This window comes from Bacteroides clarus YIT 12056 (assembly GCF_900129655.1).
Lineage (GTDB): Bacteria > Bacteroidota > Bacteroidia > Bacteroidales > Bacteroidaceae > Bacteroides > Bacteroides clarus.
Genome location: NZ_FQWK01000004.1, coordinates 236833 through 260700 on the forward strand (window position 1 = coordinate 236833; position 23868 = coordinate 260700).

Genomic DNA, 23868 nt, shown 5'->3' on the forward strand with positions numbered 1-23868 from the left:
GTCTTTAAATTATTAATGTAACGACACGCTTGGACGCATCAGATAGTATCTATCACTTTTTCTTCTCTACCGACCAGCCGAATTTTCCGATTTTCTCTCCCAGCCCGTAATAACCGCCATGCACGTAGACCAGCAGATTGGATTCCGCCAGCTCCAGCTTTCCGGTTTCCGTATTCAGGCGGGATGTATCGGCACGGACATTCACCACATCGGCGATGAACATATCGTGTGAGCCGAGGGCGACGATTTCCTTTACCCTGCACTCGATGCACAAAGGAGACTCCTCTATGAGCGGAGCGCTGACAACGGTACTCTTGCCGGGTGTCAGCTTCATCTCCTCGAATTTGTTGTAGTTCTTGCCCGAGCGTACGCCACACCAGTCGGTGGCGCGTGCCATGTCTTTGGTTGTCAGGTTGATGACAAACTCCATGTTACGCTTGATGATGTCGTAGGAGTGACGTTCCGGACGTACGGAAATATAGCACATGGGCGGGTTTGTGCAAATGGTTCCCGTCCATGCGACAGTCAGTATGTTGTATTCTTCCGGGGTGCTTCCACAGCTCACCAATACGGCGGGCAGCGGATAAATCATGGTTCCCGGTTTCCAGTCTTCTTTCATCAGATTATCTCTATGTCCTCTCTTGTTTGTTCTTTCTCGCAATAGTGGCATTTGATTACGCAATTATCCTTGTCCACCACATGAAACAAGGTAGGCATCGGCTCGTTGTTGGTGATGCACTTGGGATTGGCGCATTTTACGATGCCGCGTAATTCGTCGGGCAGGTTCACTTCGCGTTTTTCCACCACTTCGTAGTCGCGGATGATGTTCAGCTTTACGTTGGGGGCAACTACGGCGATGCGGTTTATTTCCTCGTCGCAGAAGAACTTATCCGCTATTTTGATGATACCCTTTGTTCCCAGCTTCTTGCTCTTGAGGTTGAAGCCGATTGTTATGTTGTTGTTCATCTGTTTCAGTCCGAGCAGTGACACTACTGTAAACAGCTTTTCGGATGGTATATGGTCGATGACAGTGCCGTTTTCTAACGCGGCTACTTGTAATTCTTGCTTTTTCATGTCCTAAATAAAGTATGAAGTGTAAAATATTGAAGTAGAAAGCGTAAAAGAAGTATAACGTTTAGAGCGGTATACCTCATGTTCCATGCTTTATACTTTAACATCGTCCAGCGTGATGCCGAGTACATCGCAGAGGATGGCTTCGCGGGCATAAAGTCCGTTTTGCGCCTGCTGGAAATAGTACGCTTTCGGATTGTCGTCCACATCGAGGGCTATCTCGTTGACACGGGGCAGCGGATGCAGGATGCGCAGGTTGGGACGGGTGTGTTCCAGCATCTTGTTGCGCAGGATGTAGATGTTCTTTACACGTTCGTACTCCATGAGGTCGGTGAAGCGTTCACGCTGCACACGGGTCATGTAGAGGATGTCCGCGTCGGCTATTATTTCTTCCGTGAAGTCGGTGTGTTCCACGAATTTGATGTCGTGTTCACGACAGTAAATCTTGTATTCTTCCGGCATTTTCAGTTCTTCGGGAGCGATGAAATGGAAGGTGGGGTTGAAGTGGCGCATTGCCATCAGCAGGGAGTGTACGGTGCGGCCGTATTTCAAATCGCCTACCAGGTAAATGTTCAGATTCTCCAGCGTGCCTTGCGTCTTGTAGATGGAGTAGAGGTCGAGCATCGTTTGCGAGGGGTGCTGGTTGGCTCCGTCTCCGGCATTGACGATAGGCACCGAGGTTACTTCGCTGGCATAGCGGGCAGCCCCTTCCAGATAGTGGCGCATCACGATGATGTCGGCGTAATTGCTTACCATTTTGATGGTGTCTTTCAGCGTTTCGCCCTTGGACGAGCTGGTGGCTTTAGGGTCGCTGAAACCGATGACACGTGCGCCGAGACGGTTGGCGGCGGTTTCAAAACTTAAACGGGTACGGGTGGACGGCTCGAAAAATAGGGTGGCGACAACTTTTTCATCAAGCAGATGCCTGTTGGGCTTTGCCTCGAACTCTTTCGCCATTTCGAGCATGTAGAGGATTTTTTCCTTGCTGTGTTCGGCGATAGTGACTAAACTTCTGTTTTCCATATCGTTGATATTCATTTTACTTTTCGAGAGTGTAAAGGTACGAAAAAGATGTGGCGCACGAAAATGTGAGCGGACTTTTTTGAGATAAAAATGCAGGTTGTCGCCAAGCGCGCGCTTTGTCGTCCCCGAGCCCTCAGCCCGTCATTCCCGGGCGCACGTCTCATCGGTCGTGAGCCCGTGGTTTACGCTTGCCGGCATGCGCGGCCGGGCTTCGCAAGGTGCGGGCTCGGGAACGATAAGCCGCGCGCTTCCGGTCTCTCGTTTCCCGGAAAGAAAAAAGCGGCAGCGGCGGCAGTTCTTTCTTTTTCTTTCTTATGATGTTGTTGTTTATATATAATATATAGTATTTCCGCATGAAAAAAACGCGCGAAAAAGCGGTTAAGAGCTTGCTTGTCAGCGCATTCTTGATTTTCCTCTGATTTAAAAAAGTGCAGAATTTGTTCACTTTAGAGGCGTTTCGCGTTCATTTTCGTGCGAAAAGTGTCAAAATCTGCACGGGAAAACCCGCTTTCCGAACCTAAAAAAGACGAAAAAAGCAAGGATGTTTGGGTGTATATACATTATATTTCCGTACCTTTGCCCTATTATTATAATCACAGAAATTGTTGAACCGGACATGATAAAAAGAGTCGTAAAAGTCCTTTGGATTTTCATAGCACTGATAGCATTGACATGCGTTATTATTTTCTTCTCGATAGCAAAAGGTTGGATTGGCTATATGCCGCCTGTGGAAGACCTGGAAAATCCCAATTATAAATTTGCAACGGAAATCTTCTCGGAAGACGGAAAAGTTCTGGGTACTTATTCTTATAGTAAGGAGAACCGCGTTTTTGTGGGATATAACGATTTGTCCCCCCATATCATCAATGCGCTGATCGCGACGGAAGACGTACGTTTCGCCGAACATTCGGGTATTGACGCCATCGCGCTGTTCCGCGCCGTGGTGAAGCGGGGAATCCTGATGCAGAAGAATGCCGGCGGCGGCAGCACCATCAGCCAGCAGCTTTCCAAGCAGCTCTATTCTCCGAGCGCCGATAACATTATGGAGCGTCTGTTCCAAAAACCCATCGAATGGGTTATCGCCGTGAAACTGGAACGCTATTATACCAAAGAGGAGATTCTTACGATGTATCTCAACAAGTTCGACTTCCTGAACAATGCGGTAGGTATAAAAACCGCCGCTTATACTTACTTCGGTTGCGAGCCGAAAGAATTAAAGATAGAGGAAGCCGCCACGCTGGTGGGTATGTGCAAGAATCCGTCGCTTTACAATCCGGTGCGTTATAACGAACGCTCGCGCGGACGCCGCAATGTGGTGCTCGACCAAATGCGCAAGGCCGGATATATCACCGTTGAGGAACGCGACTCTTTGCAGGCATTGCCCCTGAAACTGTCCTATCATCGCGTAGACCATAACGAGGGGCTTGCAACGTATTTCCGCGAATATCTGCGCGGCGTACTGAATGCCAGGAAACCCGACAAATCGGATTACCGGGGCTGGCAGATGCAGAAGTATTACGAGGATTCGCTCGACTGGGAAACAAACCCTCTGTACGGCTGGTGCGAAAAGAATACGAAGAAAGACGGAAGCAAATACAACCTGTATACGGACGGGCTGAAAATCTATACCACGATTGACTCCCGCATGCAGAAATATGCGGAGGACGCCGTGACCGAGCATCTGAAAGAATTGCAGGGTTACTTCTTCAAGGAGAAAAAAGGCGCTAAAAAAGCGCCCTATACTTTCCGCCTGACGCAGGAGCAGGTGGACGAAATCCTGGGACGCGCCATGAGGCTGTCCGACCGCTACCGCATCATGAAGAACGCCGGAGCTTCCGAGGCGGAAATCAAGAAAGCGTTTGATACGCCCGAGCAAATGTCCGTATTCAGTTGGGGCGGCGAGAAAGATACGGTAATGACGCCGATGGACTCCATACGTTATTACAAGTTCTTCCTGCGTGCCGGATTCATGTCGATGGACCCTCGCAACGGTCATGTAAAAGCGTATGTAGGCGGGCCTAACCATCATTACTTCAAGTATGACATGGCCATGGTGGGACGCCGCCAAATCGGTTCTACCATGAAGCCTTATGTGTACTCGCTGGCCATGGAGAACGGTTTTTCTCCTTGCGACCAGGCGCGTCACGTGGAATATACGTTGATAGACGAAAACGGAAAACCCTGGACACCGCGTAACGCCAACAAAAAACGCTACGGCGAAATGGTGACGGTGAAGTGGGGACTGGCGAATTCGGACAACTGGATTACGGCCTATCTGATGAGCAAACTGAACCCGTATGAATTGAAACGGCTGGTACACAGCTTCGGTGTGCGCAATCGCGACATCGTGCCTTCGGTATCTCTCTGTCTCGGCCCTTGCGAAATATCCGTAGGCGAGATGGTGAGCGCTTACACCGCATTCCCCAATAAGGGTATTCGTGTAGCGCCGCTGTTCGTAACCCGTATCGAGGATAACGACGGTAATGTACTGGCTACATTCTCGCCGGAAATGCAGGAAGTAATCAGCGCATCCAGCGCTTATAAGATGCTGGTGATGCTGCGTGCGGTAGTCAATGAAGGTACCGGCGGACGTGTCCGCCGCCTGGGTGTGAAGGCCGATATGGGCGGCAAGACCGGAACGACCAACTTTAACGCCGACGGCTGGTTCATGGGCTTTACGCCTTCGCTGGTGTCCGGTTGCTGGGTGGGCGGCGAAGACCGTGATATTCACTTCGATACGATGCTGCACGGACAAGGCGCTTCCATGGCATTGCCTATCTGGGCTAAATATATGGTGAAAGTGCTTGGCGACAAATCGCTGGGATATGACGAAAACGAGACTTTCCAACTGCCCGAAGGTTTCGACCCGTGCAAGGACAGCGACTATGAGGATGCGGAACCTGCATCGGAAATAGGATTGGACGATTTGTTTAATTGAGAACCGGATAACAGAAATGGTGTATACAATCTGCATCGGCAGTAACGAGCACCGGAAAGATAATCTGGCATTGGCGCGTAAAAGGCTGTCGGAACTTTTTCCGGATATTCGCTTTTCGGCAGAGGCGGATACGAAACCGTTGTTTTTCCGGCGGCAGGCGTTGTTTACCAATCAGGTGGCACGTTTCATATCCGATTATGACGCCGATGAAGTCATACTCCGTTTGAAGAATATAGAACGGGAAGCCGGAAGAACGCCCGAAGAGAAGGAACGGGAGATTGTGCGCCTCGATATCGACTTGCTGGCCTGTGATGGCAAGGTGTATAAACCCGAAGATTGGAAACGGGACTATATCGTCCGTGGATTGGAAGAACTATAAAGTATTAACGATATGAAATTTCTGGGAATCATTCCTGCCCGTTACGCATCTACGCGTTTCCCGGCCAAACCTTTGGCTTTGTTGGGTGGAAAAACCGTTATTCAGCGGGTGTATGAACAAGTGGCCGGTGTTTTGGACGACGCTTACGTGGCTACCGACGACGAGCGCATCGAAGCTGCCGTAAAGGCGTTCGGCGGAAAAGTCGTGATGACGTCCGTACATCATAAAAGCGGTACCGACCGTTGTTATGAGGCCTGTACCAAAGTAGGGGACGGATTTGATGTGGTGGTAAACATTCAGGGTGACGAACCTTTTATACAACCGTCACAATTGGAAACCGTAAAGGCTTGCTTCGACGACCCGTCCACGCAAATAGCCACCTTGGTAAAACCCTTCACGGCGGATAACGGCTTCGAAGCATTGGAGAACGTCAATTCTCCGAAAGTGGTACTCAACAAGAACATGAACGCCCTTTATTTCAGCCGTTCCATCATTCCGTACCAGCGTAATGCGGAAAAACGGGAGTGGCTGAAAAATCATACTTATTACAAACACATCGGTTTGTATGCCTATCGGGTGGAAGTACTGAAAGAGATAACTTCGCTTCCCCAGTCCTCGCTCGAACTGGCGGAATCGCTGGAGCAGTTGCGTTGGCTGGAGAACGGTTATACCATTAAAGCCGGCATTACCGAAGTGGAGACAATCGGCATCGATACGCCGCAGGATTTGGAGCATGCGGAACGCTTCCTGCAAGCTCAAAACGTTCAATGAATAGTTGACTGATGATGCTTTTGGACAGAACCAACCAACCTAAAGTAAGGGATATCGAGCATTTGGCCGTACAAATGCCCCGACGCTCCGTCATGCCCAACGGCGTACTTTTGAACGTTCTCGATTCCGGCGATAATGAAGTGGTACGCATAGACCTGCTGATGGAAGGCGGACGCTGGCAGCAGTCGCAACCGTTGCAGGCTCTGTTCACCAACCGTATGCTGCGTGAAGGAACGCTGCGGTACGGCGCTTTGGAAATAGCGGAGAAGCTGGACTATTACGGCGCATGGCTGGAGCTGTCCAGCGCATCGGAATATGCCTACATCACGCTTTATTCGTTGAATAAATACCTGCCGCAGACTTTGGAGATACTGGAGTCTATCGTGAAAGAACCTGTATTTCCGGAGAAGGAGTTGGGCATTATCATAGATAATAATATCCAGCAGTTCATGGTCAATTCGTCCAAAGTGGATTTTCTGGCGCACCGGGCGTTGATGAAAGCGGTGTATGGCGAAGCGCATCCCTGCGGGCGGCTGGTGCAGAAAGAGGATTATAACCGGATAAACCCTGCCGTGCTCAGGGAGTTCTACGACCGGCATTATCATTCGCGGAACTGCACGATTTACGTTTCCGGAAAAGTGAGCGATGATTGTGTGCGGCGGATAGAGGATTTGTTCGGCAGGGAAGCGTTCGGTAAGGATTTCCGCAAACCGGAAAGGAGAGACTTTATTCCGGTTTCTTCCGCAGACAAACGGATTTTTGTGGAATATGCGGATGCCATGCAGAGCGCGGTGCGCATGGGTATGCTTTCCTTGGAGCGCAATCATCCCGATTATTTGAAGACACGGGTGATGGTGACGCTGTTCGGCGGGTATTTCGGAAGCCGCCTGATGTCTAACATCCGTGAGGAAAAAGGATATACTTACGGTATTTCCGCAGGTATCGTGCCCTATCCGGGAAAAGGGATGCTGGTTGTAAATACGGAAACGGCAAACGAGTTTGCAGAGCCTCTTATTCGGGAAGTTTATCACGAAATAGACTGCCTGCAGAATGATTTGGTACCGGAAGAGGAGTTGTCTATGGTAAAGAATTATATGCTGGGCGAGATGTGCCGCAGCTATGAATCGGCATTTTCGCTGGCAGACGCATGGATGTTCGTTCAGGTTTCGGGCTTCGGTGATACCCACTTTGAGGATGCCCTGAATGCGGTTAAGGATATTACCCCCGAAGAAATACGGGAACTTGCCGGACGGCATTTGTGCAAAGAGAAATTAAAAGAAGTCATATCCGGCAAAAAAATGTCATAAAAAGCGGGAAGCGGCTCGTGGTTTTGGCAGATTAATCGTATCTTTGTCAAAATACTAATTAAGTAATCTGTAACCAAAGATGAAATATCTATATACCGCAATCATTCTGTTATACTTATCACAGGGCAGTGCCGCAGCCCAAGAAAAGAGCGGTTTTTTTGATAAAATAAAGGGTACTTTCTCATCGGAAATAAAAATAGGGACGCATACGTTTAAAGACGGTTCCGTATATACCGGCGAGATGAAAGGACGCAAACCCAACGGCAAAGGAAAGACGGTTTTTAAGAACGGCGATGTCTATGAAGGCGAATACGTCAAAGGAAAACGCGAGGGGTACGGCGTCTATACTTTTCCCGACGGCGAGAAGTACGACGGCCAGTGGTTTCAAGACCAGCAGCATGGCAGAGGTATCTATTATTTTATGAACAATAACCGTTACGACGGTATGTGGTACCAGGATTACCAACACGGCAAAGGCACTATGTACTACTATAACGGCGACCTTTACGAGGGCGACTGGATAAACGACAAACGTGAAGGTCAGGGTACTTATACCTGGAAGAACGGTTCCAAATACATCGGCTCGTGGAAAGACGACAAAAAGAACGGTGAGGGTACGTTAATCTGGAATGACGGCTGCAAATACGACGGTCATTGGAAGAATGATGTACGCGACGGCAAAGGTACGTTTGAATATGCCAATGGCGATAAGTATGTAGGCGACTGGAAAGAGGATATGCAGCATGGCAAGGGTATTTACTTTTTCCATACGGGCGACCGCTACGAGGGTTCTTACGTGCAGGGCGAGCGTACCGGCGAAGGCATTTATTATCATGCCAGCGGCAATAAATATGTAGGAAACTTCAAGAACGGCATGCAGGACGGACAGGGTACGTTTACATGGGCCAGCGGTGCCGTATACGACGGACAATGGAAAGATAACCAGCGTAACGGCTATGGCGTTTACAAATGGAACGTCGGCGACTCCTACGAAGGTGAATGGAAAGATAATAAATTCAACGGCCAGGGTACTCTGATTCTTACCGACGGCACAAAATACAAAGGCGGTTTTGTGAACGGACTGGAAGAGGGAAGCGGCGTGCAGGAAGATAAGAACGGAAACCGCTACGAAGGCTTCTTCAAACAAGGCAAGAAAGACGGCCCGTTTGTGGAAACGGACAAGAACGGAAAGCTGATACGGAAAGGAACCTACAAAATGGGACGGTTGAGTAATTGAAAATTGAGAATTGAGAATTAAAAAATAGAGAGGGCTGCGCGATATTCATCCGGAATCGCGCAGCCCTTATTTTTTAATTCTCAATTCTTAATTCTCAATTTTCAAATAATGTATTGAGAACTGATGGATTCATTGCTCATCACTCGTCTGATGGTTTCGGCAAACATATCGGCGATGCTCAATTGCTTAACCTTATCGCACTTCTTGGAGTAAGGAATACTGTCTGTAAATACCATTTCGGTCAGACCGGACTCTTGTACGCGGAATGATGCCGGATCGGACATCACGCAGTGGCTGGCAATGGCACGTACGGATTTGGCGCCTGCTTCCATCATAATGTTGGCAGCTTTGGTAATGGTGCCGGCCGTATCCACAATGTCATCCACCAATACGACATTCTTGTCTTTTACGTCACCGATAATCTGCATGGTGGCAACTACGTTTGCTTTTTCACGCGTTTTGTTGCACAATACCAAAGGTACGCCGAGGTATTTGGAGAATGTGCTGGCACGTTTTGAACCGCCCACGTCGGGAGTTGCGATAACAAGATCATCCAGCTTTAATGATTCGATATAAGGAAGGAATACTGCCGATGCATACAAATGATCAACGGGAATGTTGAAGAAACCTTGAATTTGGTCAGCATGGAGATCCATAGTAATCAAACGGTCGATGCCTGCAACTGAAAGCAGGTCGGCTACCAACTTGGCGCCGATGGAAACACGAGGTTTGTCTTTTCTGTCTTGACGTGCCCAACCAAAATAAGGAATAACTGCAATTACACTTTTGGCGGATGCTCTTTTGGCCGCATCAACCATCAGCAGAAGTTCCATCAGATTGTCGGAATTAGGGAAAGTGGATTGAACCAGGAATACGTTTGCGCCACGGATGGACTCTTCGTAAGAAACGGCGAATTCACCATCAGCAAAGTGGGTGATATTCATCTTTCCTAGAGGGCAATCAAGGCTGGCGCAGATTTTTTCTGCAAGGTATCTCGAGTTTGTTCCGGAGAATACCATAAAGGGTGCTTTTTCGCTCATTTTGTAATAGATGTTACCTATTTATTAATTTGCATGCAAAGGTATGAATTTCCCGCTACATAATACAAGACTTATTGTAGAAAAAATATTTTTCTTTACCGGATTTATTTGTAGCTTTGCTTTGTGAAATGCCTTTCATCTATATTATTGTCGGTAGGAATGCTATGCCTGGCAGGTACGGCGTTTGTCTCGTGTGTGGGTACGGCTCCTACAAAAGAGGTGCATCTGATTGATTCCTTGAATCAGGCGGCATATACTTATCGTTATAAAAATCTGGACTCGTCGTGTCATGCGGCGTCGAGGGCTTACCGGGAAGTGGGGCTTTACAGACAAGGAAAGGCGGAAGCCTGTAATAATCTGGGATTCTGCGCTTTTATGCGCATGGACTTCGAGCAGGCGGAGAAATACCATCAGGAAGTGTACGGCCTGACAAAGAATGAGTTGGAGCTTCTTATCGCCGATATAGGTTTGATGAAGATTTATCAGCGGACGGCGCTGAACAAGGAGTTTTATGATTACCGCAACAGCGCCGTGCGCCGCATGAAACGTATCGCCGAGGATAATAATCTGTTTGCGGACAGGCATGAACGGATGCGGCTGGCCTACGCCCGGTCGGAGTTCTATATCGTATCTGCCATATATTACTATTATCTGCAGCAGCGGTCGGAAGCTCTGGCGTCCATCGATGAGGTGCCGGAGAACGAGGAACTGGCAGCGGACACCAACCAGTTATTGTATTATCACTATATAAAGGGTTCGGCTTCTCTGTGTGACGGAGAAACGCCCGACGAGCGTCGTTTAAGGGAGTTTGACGAACTTTACACGACCTGGAGACTGGCTTTCAGAAAAGGGTATCTGTATTTTGAGGGAAACGGCGTACAGGGGTTGGCCAATCTGATGGCTTCGCCGGATAATTATGAATTCTTTCAAGGACGGCGGGCGCATGCGCTGAAGCAGTTCGGCGAGCCGGTGGATTCTTTATTGCCCATGCGGTTGGGGCAATTGGCTTTGGAGAAATTCCGGCAATATAATGACATTTACCAAATTGCGGGCGCGTACGTTTCCATCGGGAAGTATCTGAATGCGCACGGGGAATACGAGCAGGCTCTCGATACGCTGAAACGTGCTCTGGAATGTGTAAACGACCATCATCGCCGCTTTTACGATTGCCACGACAGCTTGGACTGGTTGAAGGCTTACGACCGCCGTGATACGATATGCGCGGAGAAGTCGTGGATTCAGCAGAAACTGAAAACCGTTCCCGAATGGATTTCAAGGATACGCGAGCAGTTGAGTGTGACTTACGCCGGGCTGGAAATGAAAGAGTATTCGGATTACAATAGGAATATATATCTGGATATTCTGGAAGATACCCGTCAGGATAAGGAGCTGGAAAGCCGTTATCAGGCGTTGGAGAAAGAGGCGGGACAACTGAACCTGCTGCTTTTCTGTGTGATTACGGGACTTATTTTGGTGCTGGTGTTCTTCTGGTTCTTTAATAAACGCTCCAAACTGCGCAACAGATTACACCTGCACCGCTTGCAGTCCATGCTGGATATTTGTCAGGGAATAACCGCATCCATCCCCGCTGATGCGCAGACTGAGGAAGACATCACGGATGCGATTCTGACGGCTGTACGTCCGGGATTGAAATGCCTGTTCGGTACAGAAGAGGTATGTATCAAAAACAGAGAATTGGTATTCGCACGGCGTATGGGGAAAGACGAGCAGGCTATGGTGCAGGTAATCAACCCCTATATCCAATGGGCGCTGGACAACGGAATGACGTCCATCTCTCTCGGCGAGGAACAGCGCAGGCTGGAAAAGCAACGCTATATCCATGAACAGCATATCGCCGGAAACAAACGGCAGAATCTGATTAAAAAGGCTTGTCTTTCCATTGTCAATGGCATTCATCCTTACATCGACCGTATTCTGAACGAGGTGCATAAGCTGATACGCATGGGATATATCCATGATGAAACTATCAAAAAAGAGAAGTATCAGTATATTGATGAACTTGTCACCACCATTAACGAATATAATGATATTCTGGCTTTGTGGATTAAGATGAAGCAAGGTACGCTGAGCCTGAACATCGAGGCTTTTGAGCTGAATGAACTTTTTGAATTGTTGAGGAAAGGGAACCGGGCTTTCGAGATGAAGCGGCTGGATTTGGAAGTGGAGCCGACCGATGCCTGCGTGAAAGCGGACAAGGCCTTGACTCTCTTTATGATAAATACATTGGCCGAGAATGCGCGCAAATATACTCCTAAGGGGGGTAAGGTGAAAATCTACGCCCGTCGGGAGAGTGATTATGTGGAAATATCCGTTGAGGACAACGGCTGCGGCCTGTCTCCGGAAGATGTCGCCCATATCATAGGCGAGAAAGTATATGATTCCAAAGCCATCGGAATGAACGACGCGCCCGACCGGGAAGAATTGCGAAAGAATAAGGGCAGCGGGTTCGGTTTAATGAATTGTAAGGGTATCATTGAGAAATATAAGAAGACGAATCCTATTTTTAATGTGTGCCTGTTCGATGTAGAGAGTACGTTGGGGCAGGGCAGCCGCTTCTATTTCAGGCTGCCGGCAGGAGTACGCAAGGTTTTGACGGCAATGCTGCTTGCATTCTCTTTGGGTATGGTTTCTTGCGGCAAAGCGACAGATAACGATATGCCGAAGGAAACGCTTACCGATTCTCTGACATCGGCCTTGCAGGCAGAATATGAACTTTTACTGAATCGGGCTTCCGACTATGCCAATGAAGCCTATTACTGTAATGTGGACGGTGAATATGCGATGGCTTTGCAATATATAGACTCCGCGATGATTTGCTTGAATGAGCATTACGGAAAGTATGCCGAAGAACCGCGTCGCTATATGGCTTTGGCCGGGGATGACACGCCTGCCGAGCTGGATTGGTGGAATAGGATGTTTAATTCGGACTTTCATGTGATACTGGATATCCGGAACGAGGCGGCGGTTGCTTTTCTCGCTTTGAAGCAGTGGGATGAGTACAGTTACAATAATGCCGCTTATACTACTTTGTACAAGTTGCTGGGCGAAGACCAGTCTTTGGAAGATTTCTGCCGTGAGTTGGAACGCTCTACGAATAATAAGATGGTGAGCATCCTGCTGGTGATTATTTTGCTGGTTACGCTATGTCTGGGGTATTATGTTCTGTATTTCCGCAGGAGATTGGTAAACCGTTGGAACCTGGAACAGGTCTTGGAAATCAACAAGCAGGTGTTTTCCGCCTCTGTAATGCCTGTATCCGAAAACGAGGAGATGCTGCAACGGGAAGAAGATACGCTGAAAGGTATTCCGCAACACATAGCGGATAATGCATTCGACGCGGTTAACGAGTTGTTGGGTATAGAGCGGTTGAGTATTGCGGTGTATAACGAGGCTGCCCATAGGTTGGAGTACGCGTCCAACCCTTTGGAAGGAGCGGCGGAGAATAAATCCGTGTGGAAAGACTTGATGCAACGCTGTTTTGAAGAACAGAGGTATCTGTCGGAAAGTGGAATGCAGGCATTGCCTCTCATTGTGAAAGCCGGAAACTCCAGTCAGTGCATAGGGGTGTTGTGCCTGGTAAGAAGCGAGGCGCAGCAGGAGTCCGACCACTTGTTGCTGGAGCTGATAGCCCGTTACGTTGCGATCGTGATATTCAATGCGGTAGTGAAGCTGGCAACGAAATACCGGGATATCGAAACGGCTCAGGATGAAGCGCGCCGTGCATCGTGGGAAGACAGTGTGCTGCATGTGCAAAATATGGTACTCGACAACTGTTTGTCTACCATCAAGCATGAAACGATTTATTATCCGAACAGAATAAAGCAACTGATAGGCAAACTCCGTTCCGGTGAATTGTCGGAAACGGAAGAGCGGGAAACGGTAACGGCTATCAGCGAACTGATAGAGTATTATAAGGGGGTATTCTCCATTTTGAGCCAATGCGCATCCCGCCAATTGGAAGAGGTTACTTTCAGGCGTACGGTGATTCCTGTTTCCGAGTTATCGGAAGCTGCGGAGAAGTATTTCCGCAAGGCGGGCAGGGGAGTTGCGGCTTCTGTTGTTTTCAGTACGGAAACGGTAGACGAATCGGTTGTCGGCGATGTAAACCAATTGCGTTTTCTGTTGGAGAACTTGATTGATGAAGCTTTGTCTGTACCTGTTTCGGGAAAAATCAGCCTGACTTGTGCAGTAGAAGATGATTTTGTGCGTTTTCTTTTTACAGACACGCGGCGGGAGAAGACAAGGGAAGAGCTGAACCAACTGTTTTATCCGAATCTGGCGCGTATGACGGCCGGTAAAAGAGGAGAGTTGCACGGTACGGAGTATCTGCTATGCAAACAGATTATTCGCGACCATGACGAATTCGCCGGAAGAAGAGGATGCCGCATTAACGCGGAACCTGCGGAGAAAGGGGGATTTGTCGTATACTTTACGCTGCCCCGTTATCTAAAAAGAATTTAGCCGGGAAGATAATTGTTTTTCCTCGGAGCAAATCGGAATAGGTAAGGATGAAAGGATATGAAATATGGAAGCAAAGAAATTTAAAGTCATTATTGTAGAGGACGTAAAGCTGGAGTTAAAGGGGACGGAAGAGATATTCCGTCACGAAATACCGGATGCGGAAGTTATCGGTACCGCCATGACGGAACAGGAGTTCTGGGGTTTGATGGAAACCGGTGTACCGGACCTTGTTTTACTGGATTTGGGCTTGGGCGGTTCCACCACTATCGGCGTGGAGATTTGCCGCAATATCTTTAAGCGCTATCCGGGTGTGCATGTGTTGATATTCACCGGAGAGATTTTGAATGAGAAACTATGGGTGGATGTCCTTGATGCGGGAGCCGACGGTATCATTCTGAAGACCGGAGAACTGCTGACCAAGACGGATGTACAGGCCGTTATGGACGGGAAGAAACTCGTTTTCAATTATCCCATATTGGAAAAGATTGTAGAACGCTTTAAAACTTCCGTCCGGAATGATGCGAAACGGCAGGAAGCCGTTATCAGTTATGATATAGACGAATACGACGAACGCTTTCTCCGTCATCTTGCTTTGGGGTACACCAAGGAGATGATTGCCAATCTGAAAGGAATGCCGTTTGGCGTGAAGTCTTTGGAGAAACGGCAGAATGATTTGATAGGACGCCTTTTTGGAGATTATGAACGAGTGGGAGTAAATGCTACGCGCCTGGTGGTGCGTGCGCTCGAGCTACGTATTCTTGATATTGACAATCTGGAAGCGGATGAGGAATAATCCCGGATACCGAATAGTTATGAGGAATAAATGGCGCATGCCCCATCCCGCAACGATGTTCTTCCTGCTGACGCTGGGAGTTATCTTTCTGTCGTGGATATTCGATGTCTACGGTTTGAGTGTGCGTCTGCCTCAGACAGGCGAGGAGATACGTGTACAGAGTTTGTTGAGCCCGGAAGGTATTCGATGGCTGTTGCGCCATGTGGTAACGAATTTTACGGGTTTCGCCCCGTTGGGGCTGGTTATCGTGGCGATGTTCGGGATAGGAGTTGCGCAACATTCCGGGTTTATAGATGCGTGTATACGCAAAGGCATACGCGGCCGGGGACGTAATCCGTGGCGTATCGTACTCAGTGTTATTGTTTTGGGGTTGCTGTCCAATGTAGTGGGGGATGCCGGATATATCATATTGCTGCCTATCGCCGCAACGTTATTCCATTCGGTAGGATTGCATCCCGTAGGCGGAATTATAGCTGCTTATGTATCGGTGTCGTGCGGTTATAGTGCCAATATACTTTTGAGTACGCTCGATCCTATGCTTGCCGCCGCAACACAAGAGGCTGCCGATATGACGGATGTGTCGGGCGGACGGGTCGGACCTCTGTGCAATTATTATTTCTTTTGCGCATCTACTTTCCTATTGGTACTCATTATTTACCATATAACCCGTAGAAGACTATTGCCGGGTTTAGGGGAATACAATGGAAGTAATGCGTTCTGCGGTTATAAGCAGTTGTCCCGAAAGGAGCAGAGAGCTTTGTTGGGAGCTGTCATTGTCGGTTTGCTCTATGCGGCGCTTGTTCTGTGGGCTACATTCTCTTCGTGGGGGATATTGAGAGGCGTTAATGGCGGGCTGATCCGTTCGCCGTTTATTGTCGGTATCCTATTCCTGCTATCTTTGGGGATAGGGTTGATGGGAATGGTGTATGGATTCGCTTCCGGACGTTATCGTACGGACGGTGATGTGATAGAGGGGCTGACCCAACCGATGAAATTATTGGGCGTTTATTTCGTAATCGCTTTTTTTGCTGCCCAGATGTTCGCTTGCTTTGAGTATTCACATCTGGATAAGTGTATCGCAATAATGGGAGCGAATATGCTTTCTTCCGTTCGTTCGGACAGTTTGTGGATACTGATATTATTTATTTTGTTTACTGCTCTTATTAACCTCATTATGGTTTCTTCCACATCGAAGTGGGCGTTTATGTCGTTCATTTTCGTTCCGGTATTGGCCGGTATGGGGATTTCTCCGGATATGACACAGTGCGCGTATCGCATCGGTGATAGCGCAACGAATGCGATTACTCCTTTCATGTTTTATATGCCGCTTGTTCTGACGTATATGCAGCAGTACGATAAGCAGTCTACTTATGGTTCGCTGCTTAAATATACGTGGAGATATTCATTGGCCATTCTTATTGCCTGGACTGTTTTGTTTGTGCTTTGGTATCTTTGTAAACTGCCGCTGGGATTGTAAGTCGGGATTGTTTTCGCGCGTATCTTTATTCTGCGGTAATAATCTCAACATCATAACCAATGAAAAGCCCGCTTTCAATGACTCCCGTAATGGATTTGAGCTGTTGTTCCAAACCGGAGCCGATGGTGTCGAAACGGACATCCAAGATAAAGTTACCGTTTTCGGTCAGTATCGGACCGTCTTTCCCAACAGCAAGCCGCAATGTTATTTCAGAAGCTCCCAACCGACGAATCTCCTGCTCCGCATGATTGAGCGCACCGGGAAAGACTTCCACCGGAACAGGAAATTTACTTCCCAAACGCTCCACCTTCTTGCTTGGGTCGATGATGATGTAACTTTTGTCGCTGCTTTTAATCAGCAATTTTTCTTTGAACATGGCACCGCCGCGACCTTTAATCAGGTTATGTTGCGGATCGACCTCGTCGGCTCCGTCAAAAGTCCAGTCGGGGCGTTTATTCCAAAGGGTGGTTTGTGGTATGTTCAGTTGTATGCAGGTCATTGAAATCTCATTGGAAGCGGGTATTATCTCTATGTGGAGCGCTTCCTTGCGTATCCGTTCGGCCAATGCGAATAAAGTCAGGTAGACAGTAGAGCCGGAACCGGCACCGATTATATCTCCGTTTTTGGCTATATCGGCTACTTCTTTGGCAACACGCTCTTTGCCGGCTCTGTTGATAATAGTATTTGACCATTGCAACTGTTCTATGAGTTGATTGTTCCACTTCATACCTTTTACTGTTTCTTATATTGTTATTATAACATAACTTTAAAGAAAAAAGTTTGCCAAGAATGTTTTCTGTTTCATTGGTTAACGGACTTTGTAAATAGGCTGTTCATTAAGGCTATAATTTAAGTCGTATGGGTGACCGTCTATTTTTATATTGATAGATACATTGTCCTTGTTCCCGGTTTCTTTAAACTGACCCTCGATTGTGTGACCTGTGGCAGAGCGTACGGGGTATAGTACTGTAATATATCGTACAGGACTGTTATCTGGCTTCCGCATGACAACCGCATAGGACTTTCTTTGTTCATATTTTCTGTCTGTCTGGTAGGATATGCGACCATCAAATTCTTTGAAGATAAGATTCTTATTTATTTCTCCGAATGTACGAACTAACAGGTTATTGTCACCATTGAAGGTGGTATGAGCGCCAAATACTTCCTTATCCAAAAGAACATTGTCAACTGACTTTTCATCGCAAAGATGGAAATATAATTTTGCATATCCGGTGGCTGTCCCGAATCCTTCATCTACAAGTACAAAGAATTCTTGTGGCTGTTTGACGTAGAAGATGGCTCGACGGTGTTTGAAGTTGGTATATCCTTGATTTTCCGTCACAATAAGTTGGTATTCATTTTCATCTTTGGATAATAATAAGGTTCCGGCTGCTTTATTGATGTTTTCCGCTCCGGTCTCTTCATGTTCCGCAGTCTTGCCTAAAACCATCGTGTTATGCGCTTTGGTCTGGCGGAACCATCTGCGTAACTCCATTACATTTTCATTACCCTCTGCCATATATGCACAAACACCGGAGTCGGGGAAGAAGTTACGCCCGTTACGATATAGCTCAAACGTACCGTTGTCAAGCTGGTTATGGCTCGAATCGCCCAATTTTGAAGAAATATTATTACTGTGAATCAATACGGTAGATTGTGAGTCCCAACCGCTACGCAGTACATAAAAGCCTGAAGATTGGAACGTTTTTATTTGTGTGCTCGGACAAGCGCCGCTTTTGCTATATGTGTACATATATTCAAACTCGGAATCTTCAGGAAACATTTCCATATATTTCTTGAAATTCTTATTTAGCACGCTTCGGGTTTTCACCCATGAATCGTTGAAAGCAGGGCTGCAATCTTTACTGTTTTTCGTGAAATAGCTGGGGTAAGTGAAGTGCATCACTACCTTTGCCGCTTTTAAAAGTACCTCATTGAGATTTGGTGAAAGTAAATTCTCCGGAACTTTGTTCAGAAGAAGCAGTCGTTTGAGGTCATACAGTCCGTCTAATATACCGATATGATAATGTAGAGACAAGTCGTTTGTCATACCATCTTCCAAAAACAGTTTTGAAGTTTGGTCATTGATAATATCACAACCTGTTTTTTGCCATTGTGAGGCATTCTTCAACTCAGGGAACAAAGTTCCTGCAAACACTAATGCCACTGCTTGGCTTAGCAAGATATTATTTTCACCGGCATATTTGTATTTGGATAAATAATCGGCATGCTCCGCAAAGTGTACCAGGAAAAAAGAGAGCCACTCCGGCGTAAAGTTGGGAGAACTTTTGAAATATTCAAATGACTCCGTCTGACCCATAATGCGTGTGGACACTTGAAGCTGATACCATTTAAACTTATCAGGACTGCCTTCGGGCAGAGGGTGCTTGGCAATCCAATCGGTATATACTTCTTTCCATGAAAGCATATATTTCTCATCATGAGAATCTTGATAGGTTTTTCCTTGAAGCGGCATCCAATTGTGGCGATGCAATTGCTTCTGATATTCATTATCCGCACCTTTAGGCGCAAATTCCCAATTGATTGTTTTATCGCTGTTTTGTAGGGAATAAGGCTTTTTCAGATTCTTATCTTCCAAATAGTTATCGTTTACATAAAAACGGTATTCATCTATGGCATAGTCCGCATAACCACGCTCTACCTCACTGGGAGAAGCTGATGTGACATTGGGATTCTTTATATTCTCTCTGTTTATGTAGTAAGCCAACAGTTCTTTTAAGGCAGTATTATCATCACCTGCTTCATACAGCGATTTGACAGTACCCAATCCGGGATAGTCCAGATTAAGAATATTGAATAGGGTTACTTCTGTATCTTCGTCTGGGGGCAGAGCGGGCTTTTCTTCATCCTCTACGGGCGGTTTCTCTTCTTCCTTATCTTTTATGGGTATGTCGTTATCTGTACATCCGAACATAATGATAGAAGATAGGAATGCACAAATGTAAAAATGGCGCTTGAATATCATCGTATTAAGTATTTAGTTTATTTGTGCAAATATAAGAAGTTTATCACCGAGTGCCGTTCAGTAATGTGTATATCCTAACTACAAATAGGAGTTGAATTATTAATTTGGTTGAATATGTTATTAGAATTGTCTTTTAGAAAGAGAGAGGAAATGCCGAAACAAGAAAAGAACTCATTTACCGTTGATATCAGTTTAAAGAAATGATTTAGAAAAACATAGACAATCGTTAGTAACGGATCTAATAGGCTGTAATGACTTGAATTACATTTACATTACACTTCTCAGAGGGAAGTTCTTATTAGAAATATGTTTGGTATAATATATTGTAATGGTAAATATTATTTGCAAATAATAGCTAAGAAGTCATGGCGATATATTATTTTTGCCAAAAAAAGATATTTAATAATGATACTATAATAATCATTGAGTAAATATGAAAACGGAGTTAATAGAAAATTTAGACTTTACAGAGAAAGATTATAATGAGAAAACAGCAGGTGAGGATATTGCTTCTTTCAACGAGTTTATAGATGCTATTATCGCATTTGTAGAACAAAGTGGCGGTACTTTGGAAGATGCAATCATTATGGCTGACGACGCTTATTACCAATTATGATGCAACTCTTTTAAAAAAATATTATGTATGTATAAAGTATTGTGTTTCAGTAATACAACTATTTGCTTGCCATATAGAAGACTATCATTTTAATACAAACAATAAATATTTTGAATGTAAAATTTGTAGTTTTCATAAAAAAACGTACCTTTGCACCGCAATTAAGGCTGGTTCCGTAGCTCAGCTGGATAGAGCAACGCCCTTCTAAGGCGTGGGTCTTGCGTTCGAATCGCAACGGAATCACAACGAAAAGGCAAGCAGTCGATAAAAACTGCTTGCCTTTCGTCGTTTTATAGTCTTAATGAATTTTCTTCCCGATAAACCGCTATCATCCCGTCAATATCTTTGTTTACGTAAAATAACACTTGTTACTACTCTCGTAAAAAGCTCAAAAAAGGTAAAAAGGTTTTGCTCCTACGTTATAGGCTGCTAACTTTGGAATATCAACTTTTAAAATAATAAAAGCATATGAAAAAATTAATCTTATCTCTTGCACTATGTTGTGCAGCTACTAATTTCTTTGCGCAGAATGCTGACCCTGCACAATTGGTCAACGAAGGTAAAGCCGCACTTGAGGCTAAAAATTATCAAGAAGCATTCACAAAATTCAGTACTTATCTGACACAGACCAACAACCAAGACTCTGTAATCGCTTTTAACTGCGGTGTTTGCGCCGATAAAATTAAGAAGCCGGCGGACGCTTTGAAATATTTCGATATAGCCGTACAGAAAAAGTATAACTTGGCCAATGCTTATATCGGTAAAGCCGGTGCATTGAAGGATTTGAAGAAGAATGATGAATATGTAGCTACTCTGAAAGAAGGTCTGGAAGCAGTTCCCGGAAATAAAACATTGACCAAGCTGTATGCCACTTACTATGTAAATCAAGGTATTTTGGCACAAAGAGCCAAGAAAAACAGTGCCGCAGAAGAAGCTTTCAAACAAGCGGTTTCTATTCAGCCCGACAATGTAAACGCACTCAATAGCTTAGGCTCATTATACTACAATCAAGGCGCAACTCTGCTGAAAACAGATGCAGATAAAGCAAAAGAGGAATTTAAACAAGCCAAGGAATATTTGGATAAACTGATTCCGTTATTGTCTGCCGACAAACCGGCTCAAAAGAAAATGAAAGACAATGCAAATACAATGTTGAATTTCATCAATTCCCAATTACAGTAAATATTTTCAAGAAGATAGCAAAAGAGAGGCAGGTACTGAATTACAATTACCTGCCTCTCTCTTTATTCTACCACTTGTATCATTTGGTCTTTCTCAATACCACTGCCGTACGTGCCGGAATATAGAGCTTCAGCCACTCCTTCTTTTCTTTCTTATACAGAGGGTCCGATAGAGTGAAATGCTTCACTGTATCATCGGTAAGGCCGTTACCGCCATAATCCGGATTATCCGTATTTAATATAACCTCATAAGAACCTGCCGGAACCAAGAAGCCATAATCAGTGAAAGACTGTTTAGGATTGAAGTTGAATACAAATATCAAATCCTTACGCATATACGCCAATATCTGATCGCCGTCATTATGCCAGATTTCCTGAACCGGTGTAGCCTGGAAATTCTTCACGCTCTTGATGACTCCCAACATGGCGCAATCGAAATCACCCAGATAATGATATGCCAGATTCTTATTATCTACCAAATCCCATTGACGGCGGGCATACTTGCACGACCAGCCGTTACCTTCACGAGGAAAGTCTATCCATTCGGGATGGCCGAATTCATTACCCATGAAATTAAGATAACCGCCATTAATAGTCGTCGCTGTCAGCAAACGTATCATTTTGTGCAAAGCGATGCCGCGATGTACCGTATAGTTTTCATCACCCTTCTGCATGTGCCAATACATATCGGCGTCTATCAAGCGGAAAACAATGGTTTTGTCACCTACCAATGCCTGGTCGTGGCTTTCCGCATAAGATATTGTTTTTTCGTCCTGACGGCGATTGGTTACTTCCCAGAACATGCTGGACGGTTTCCAGTCTTCATCTATCTTTTCTTTGATAGTCTTAATCCAATAATCGGGAACATTCATAGCCATGCGATAATCAAACCCATAGCCGCCGTCCTCAAACTTGGCAGCCAGCCCCGGCATTCCCGATACTTCCTCCGCAATGGTTATTGCTTTAGGATTAACTTGATGAATCAAGCGGTTGGCAAGCGTCAGATAACAGATGGCGTTGTCGTCCTGATGACCGTTGAAATAATCTCCATAATTACAGAATGCTTCACCTAAGCCGTGACTGTAATACAACATGGAAGTCACACCGTCAAAACGGAAGCCGTCGAAGTGATATTCTTCCATCCAGTACTTGCAGTTGGACAGTAAGAAATGAATTACTTCATTCTTGCCATAATCAAAGCAAAGTGAGTCCCATGCCGGATGTTCGCGACGGGCGCCCGGGTAGAAATATTGATTCGGATCACCGGCAAAGTTCCCCAAGCCTTCAACCTCGTTTTTCACTGCATGTGAATGAACAATATCCATGATAACGGCAATACCCATGCTGTGGGCTGTATCAATCAATTCTTTCAGTTCTTCCGGAGTACCGAAACGGGAAGAAGCCGCAAAGAAACTGGAAACATGATAGCCGAAACTTCCGTAATACGGATGTTCCTGAATCGCCATAATCTGAATACAATTATATCCGTCCTTGGCAATGCGCGGAAGAATCTTTTCCTGAAACTCTTTGTAGCTGCCTACTTTTTCCTCCTGTTGCGCCATACCGATGTGGCATTCATAAATCAACAACGGGTCGGTAGCGGCCTTGAAGCTCTTTTTCTTCATCTTGTACGGTTTCTCCGGAGACCATACTTGCGCGCTGAATATCTTGGTTTGCTCATCTTGAACAACCCGATTGGCCCATGCCGGAATGCGTTCGCCGCAACCACCGTCCCAATGCACCATCAACTTATATAAATCGCCGTGTTTCATGGCGTCGGCGGGGAGCTTTATTTCCCAGTTGCCGTTCGCCTTACGTTTCAGGCTGTATTTTTTCTCTTCTTTCCAATCGTTGAATGTGCCAATCAGGAAAATTTGGGTGGCATTAGGCGCCCATTCGCGAAACACCCAGCCGTCATCTGTGCGATGTAAACCAAAATAAAGATAGCCGGATGCAAAATCCGATAATGTCTGCTTTCCCTTGTTGGTCAACTCAGCCTCTTTTTCAGCGGCATGTTTATGGCGTCCGTTTATGGCATCTGCATAAGGTTCCAGCCAAGGATCGTTTTTAATCAAATTCAATGTTTCCATAGAGGATTAATTTTGGATATTTGATATTATGCTTTAACTTTCACAATTACTTTTTTCACGCCGTCCGGAGTGATACCGGGAGCGTGTCCGTCTTGTGGGAAGAAAATGGCAAACATACCTGGTTTTACTTCGATATAGCTTTCCGCCAGACCGGCAAAGAAAGTAATATCCTTTTCCGCGTTGTAAGGAGCATCGGCCGGAACGCAGTCTTTGGCAGCGGTATACCCCATTAATTCGGTTCCTGATAGAGGTATCTGGATGTCAATAAAGTCTCTGTGAGTTTCCAGCTTGGCATCTTCTTTTGCTTTCGGTTTGGTTTGCGCTACATTTACAAGCAAATCTTTACCTTTGAGCTCGGTTTTTCCCACTTCCAAAGCGTTTAAGTCGTGCGATTTCAAAAACTCGATGGCCTGTGCGAATAAAGGATTCAGCGAAGCGTATTTCTCTATGTTTTCAAGTCTGTCTACTACCATAATT

At 46.0% G+C, this 23868-nt stretch carries 18 protein-coding genes and 1 tRNA gene; 11 read left to right on the forward strand and 8 right to left on the reverse strand.

The annotated features are described in order from the left end of the window. Window positions 1-52: 52 nt before the first annotated feature. The 3 genes from BUB52_RS08370 to pyrB form a co-directional block, all read right to left on the reverse strand. Entirely contained in the window at window positions 53-619 is a 567-nt protein-coding gene (locus tag BUB52_RS08370) for a flavin reductase family protein (protein WP_009121014.1), read from the reverse strand. Next, window positions 619-1074 (reverse strand): aspartate carbamoyltransferase regulatory subunit, encoded by a 456-nt coding sequence (gene pyrI, locus BUB52_RS08375; RefSeq protein ID WP_009121013.1) that lies wholly within the window; start codon window positions 1072-1074, stop codon window positions 619-621. The genes BUB52_RS08370 and pyrI overlap by 1 nt, the downstream gene beginning before the upstream one ends. 90 nt (window positions 1075-1164) lie before the next feature. Next, entirely contained in the window at window positions 1165-2094 is a 930-nt protein-coding gene (pyrB, locus tag BUB52_RS08380) for an aspartate carbamoyltransferase (RefSeq protein ID WP_022218837.1), read from the reverse strand. A 616-nt stretch (window positions 2095-2710) separates the two neighbouring features. Between pyrB and BUB52_RS08390 the strand changes: the two genes are divergently transcribed. The 5 genes from BUB52_RS08390 (at window position 2711) to BUB52_RS08410 (ending at window position 8726) form a co-directional block, all read left to right on the forward strand. Further along, window positions 2711-5032 carry a transglycosylase domain-containing protein gene (locus BUB52_RS08390; protein WP_039950353.1) on the forward strand — a complete coding sequence of 774 codons (2322 nt, stop codon included), beginning with the start codon at window positions 2711-2713 and terminating at the stop codon, window positions 5030-5032. Window positions 5033-5048: 16 nt separating this feature from the next. After that, window positions 5049-5411: a 2-amino-4-hydroxy-6-hydroxymethyldihydropteridine diphosphokinase gene (locus BUB52_RS08395; RefSeq protein WP_009121009.1), complete on the forward strand. Its 363-nt coding sequence runs from the start codon at window positions 5049-5051 to the stop codon at window positions 5409-5411. A 12-nt stretch (window positions 5412-5423) separates the two neighbouring features. Beyond that, window positions 5424-6182 carry a 3-deoxy-manno-octulosonate cytidylyltransferase gene (kdsB, locus tag BUB52_RS08400; protein ID WP_009121008.1) on the forward strand — a complete coding sequence of 253 codons (759 nt, stop codon included), beginning with the start codon at window positions 5424-5426 and terminating at the stop codon, window positions 6180-6182. 11 nt (window positions 6183-6193) lie between these two features. Continuing rightward, on the forward strand, window positions 6194-7489 hold the full coding sequence (locus tag BUB52_RS08405; RefSeq protein ID WP_009121007.1) for a M16 family metallopeptidase: 1296 nt from the start codon (window positions 6194-6196) through the stop codon (window positions 7487-7489). Between the two features lie 79 nt (window positions 7490-7568). Then, window positions 7569-8726, forward strand: coding sequence for an MORN repeat-containing protein (locus tag BUB52_RS08410; RefSeq protein ID WP_009121006.1), 1158 nt, complete (start codon window positions 7569-7571; stop codon window positions 8724-8726). A gap of 101 nt (window positions 8727-8827) precedes the next feature. Here BUB52_RS08410 and BUB52_RS08415 read toward each other — a convergent pair whose 3' ends face one another. Further along, entirely contained in the window at window positions 8828-9766 is a 939-nt protein-coding gene (locus BUB52_RS08415) for a ribose-phosphate pyrophosphokinase (RefSeq protein ID WP_009121005.1), read from the reverse strand. A gap of 159 nt (window positions 9767-9925) precedes the next feature. Here BUB52_RS08415 and BUB52_RS08420 point away from each other — a divergent pair, with 159 nt between their 5' ends. The 3 genes from BUB52_RS08420 (at window position 9926) to BUB52_RS08430 (ending at window position 16518) form a co-directional block, all read left to right on the forward strand. Next, window positions 9926-14248 carry a DUF5113 domain-containing protein gene (locus tag BUB52_RS08420; protein ID WP_009121004.1) on the forward strand — a complete coding sequence of 1441 codons (4323 nt, stop codon included), beginning with the start codon at window positions 9926-9928 and terminating at the stop codon, window positions 14246-14248. A 64-nt stretch (window positions 14249-14312) separates the two neighbouring features. Continuing rightward, window positions 14313-15041: a DUF5932 domain-containing protein gene (locus tag BUB52_RS08425; protein WP_009121003.1), complete on the forward strand. Its 729-nt coding sequence runs from the start codon at window positions 14313-14315 to the stop codon at window positions 15039-15041. A 19-nt stretch (window positions 15042-15060) separates the two neighbouring features. Continuing rightward, on the forward strand, window positions 15061-16518 hold the full coding sequence (locus BUB52_RS08430; protein ID WP_087942763.1) for an AbgT family transporter: 1458 nt from the start codon (window positions 15061-15063) through the stop codon (window positions 16516-16518). Between the two features lie 25 nt (window positions 16519-16543). On the opposite strand, the gene rpiA is transcribed toward BUB52_RS08430, so the two are convergent. Further along, window positions 16544-17245 (reverse strand): ribose 5-phosphate isomerase A, encoded by a 702-nt coding sequence (rpiA, locus tag BUB52_RS08435; RefSeq protein ID WP_009121001.1) that lies wholly within the window; start codon window positions 17243-17245, stop codon window positions 16544-16546. Between the two features lie 81 nt (window positions 17246-17326). Continuing rightward, window positions 17327-19504 carry a heparin-sulfate lyase HepC gene (gene hepC / locus BUB52_RS08440; RefSeq protein ID WP_039950351.1) on the reverse strand — a complete coding sequence of 726 codons (2178 nt, stop codon included), beginning with the start codon at window positions 19502-19504 and terminating at the stop codon, window positions 17327-17329. Between the two features lie 433 nt (window positions 19505-19937). Between hepC and BUB52_RS08445 the strand changes: the two genes are divergently transcribed. The 3 genes from BUB52_RS08445 to BUB52_RS08455 all read left to right on the forward strand — a co-directional run bounded on the left by BUB52_RS08445 (window position 19938) and on the right by BUB52_RS08455 (window position 21302). Continuing rightward, window positions 19938-20120, forward strand: a complete 183-nt coding sequence (locus tag BUB52_RS08445) for a hypothetical protein (protein ID WP_009120999.1) — start codon at window positions 19938-19940, stop codon at window positions 20118-20120. Window positions 20121-20289: 169 nt separating this feature from the next. Then, window positions 20290-20363 (forward strand) — tRNA-Arg (locus BUB52_RS08450). 225 nt (window positions 20364-20588) lie between these two features. Beyond that, window positions 20589-21302, forward strand: coding sequence for a tetratricopeptide repeat protein (locus tag BUB52_RS08455; protein WP_009120998.1), 714 nt, complete (start codon window positions 20589-20591; stop codon window positions 21300-21302). Between the two features lie 79 nt (window positions 21303-21381). Here BUB52_RS08455 and BUB52_RS08460 read toward each other — a convergent pair whose 3' ends face one another. After that, window positions 21382-23391, reverse strand: a complete 2010-nt coding sequence (locus tag BUB52_RS08460; protein ID WP_009120997.1) for an alpha amylase C-terminal domain-containing protein — start codon at window positions 23389-23391, stop codon at window positions 21382-21384. A gap of 26 nt (window positions 23392-23417) precedes the next feature. Then, window positions 23418-23864: a NanQ anomerase/TabA/YiaL family protein gene (locus BUB52_RS08465; RefSeq protein WP_009120996.1), complete on the reverse strand. Its 447-nt coding sequence runs from the start codon at window positions 23862-23864 to the stop codon at window positions 23418-23420. Window positions 23865-23868: the final 4 nt, after the last annotated feature.

Coding starts and splice junctions, on each gene's coding strand:
- BUB52_RS08390 (WP_039950353.1), top strand. CDS start 2,711: ATGATAAAAAGAGTCGTAAAAGTCCTTTGGATTTTCATAGCACTGATA.
- BUB52_RS08430 (WP_087942763.1), top strand. CDS start 15,061: ATGAGGAATAAATGGCGCATGCCCCATCCCGCAACGATGTTCTTCCTG.
- BUB52_RS08410 (WP_009121006.1), top strand. CDS start 7,569: ATGAAATATCTATATACCGCAATCATTCTGTTATACTTATCACAGGGC.
- BUB52_RS08370 (WP_009121014.1), bottom strand. CDS start 619: ATGAAAGAAGACTGGAAACCGGGAACCATGATTTATCCGCTGCCCGCC.
- BUB52_RS08445 (WP_009120999.1), top strand. CDS start 19,938: ATGAAAACGGAGTTAATAGAAAATTTAGACTTTACAGAGAAAGATTAT.
- pyrI (WP_009121013.1), bottom strand. CDS start 1,074: ATGAAAAAGCAAGAATTACAAGTAGCCGCGTTAGAAAACGGCACTGTC.
- hepC (WP_039950351.1), bottom strand. CDS start 19,504: ATGATATTCAAGCGCCATTTTTACATTTGTGCATTCCTATCTTCTATC.
- BUB52_RS08415 (WP_009121005.1), bottom strand. CDS start 9,766: ATGAGCGAAAAAGCACCCTTTATGGTATTCTCCGGAACAAACTCGAGA.
- BUB52_RS08465 (WP_009120996.1), bottom strand. CDS start 23,864: ATGGTAGTAGACAGACTTGAAAACATAGAGAAATACGCTTCGCTGAAT.
- BUB52_RS08395 (WP_009121009.1), top strand. CDS start 5,049: ATGGTGTATACAATCTGCATCGGCAGTAACGAGCACCGGAAAGATAAT.
- pyrB (WP_022218837.1), bottom strand. CDS start 2,094: ATGGAAAACAGAAGTTTAGTCACTATCGCCGAACACAGCAAGGAAAAA.
- BUB52_RS08460 (WP_009120997.1), bottom strand. CDS start 23,391: ATGGAAACATTGAATTTGATTAAAAACGATCCTTGGCTGGAACCTTAT.
- rpiA (WP_009121001.1), bottom strand. CDS start 17,245: ATGAAGTGGAACAATCAACTCATAGAACAGTTGCAATGGTCAAATACT.
- BUB52_RS08455 (WP_009120998.1), top strand. CDS start 20,589: ATGAAAAAATTAATCTTATCTCTTGCACTATGTTGTGCAGCTACTAAT.
- BUB52_RS08420 (WP_009121004.1), top strand. CDS start 9,926: ATGCTATGCCTGGCAGGTACGGCGTTTGTCTCGTGTGTGGGTACGGCT.
- BUB52_RS08425 (WP_009121003.1), top strand. CDS start 14,313: ATGGAAGCAAAGAAATTTAAAGTCATTATTGTAGAGGACGTAAAGCTG.
- BUB52_RS08405 (WP_009121007.1), top strand. CDS start 6,194: ATGATGCTTTTGGACAGAACCAACCAACCTAAAGTAAGGGATATCGAG.
- kdsB (WP_009121008.1), top strand. CDS start 5,424: ATGAAATTTCTGGGAATCATTCCTGCCCGTTACGCATCTACGCGTTTC.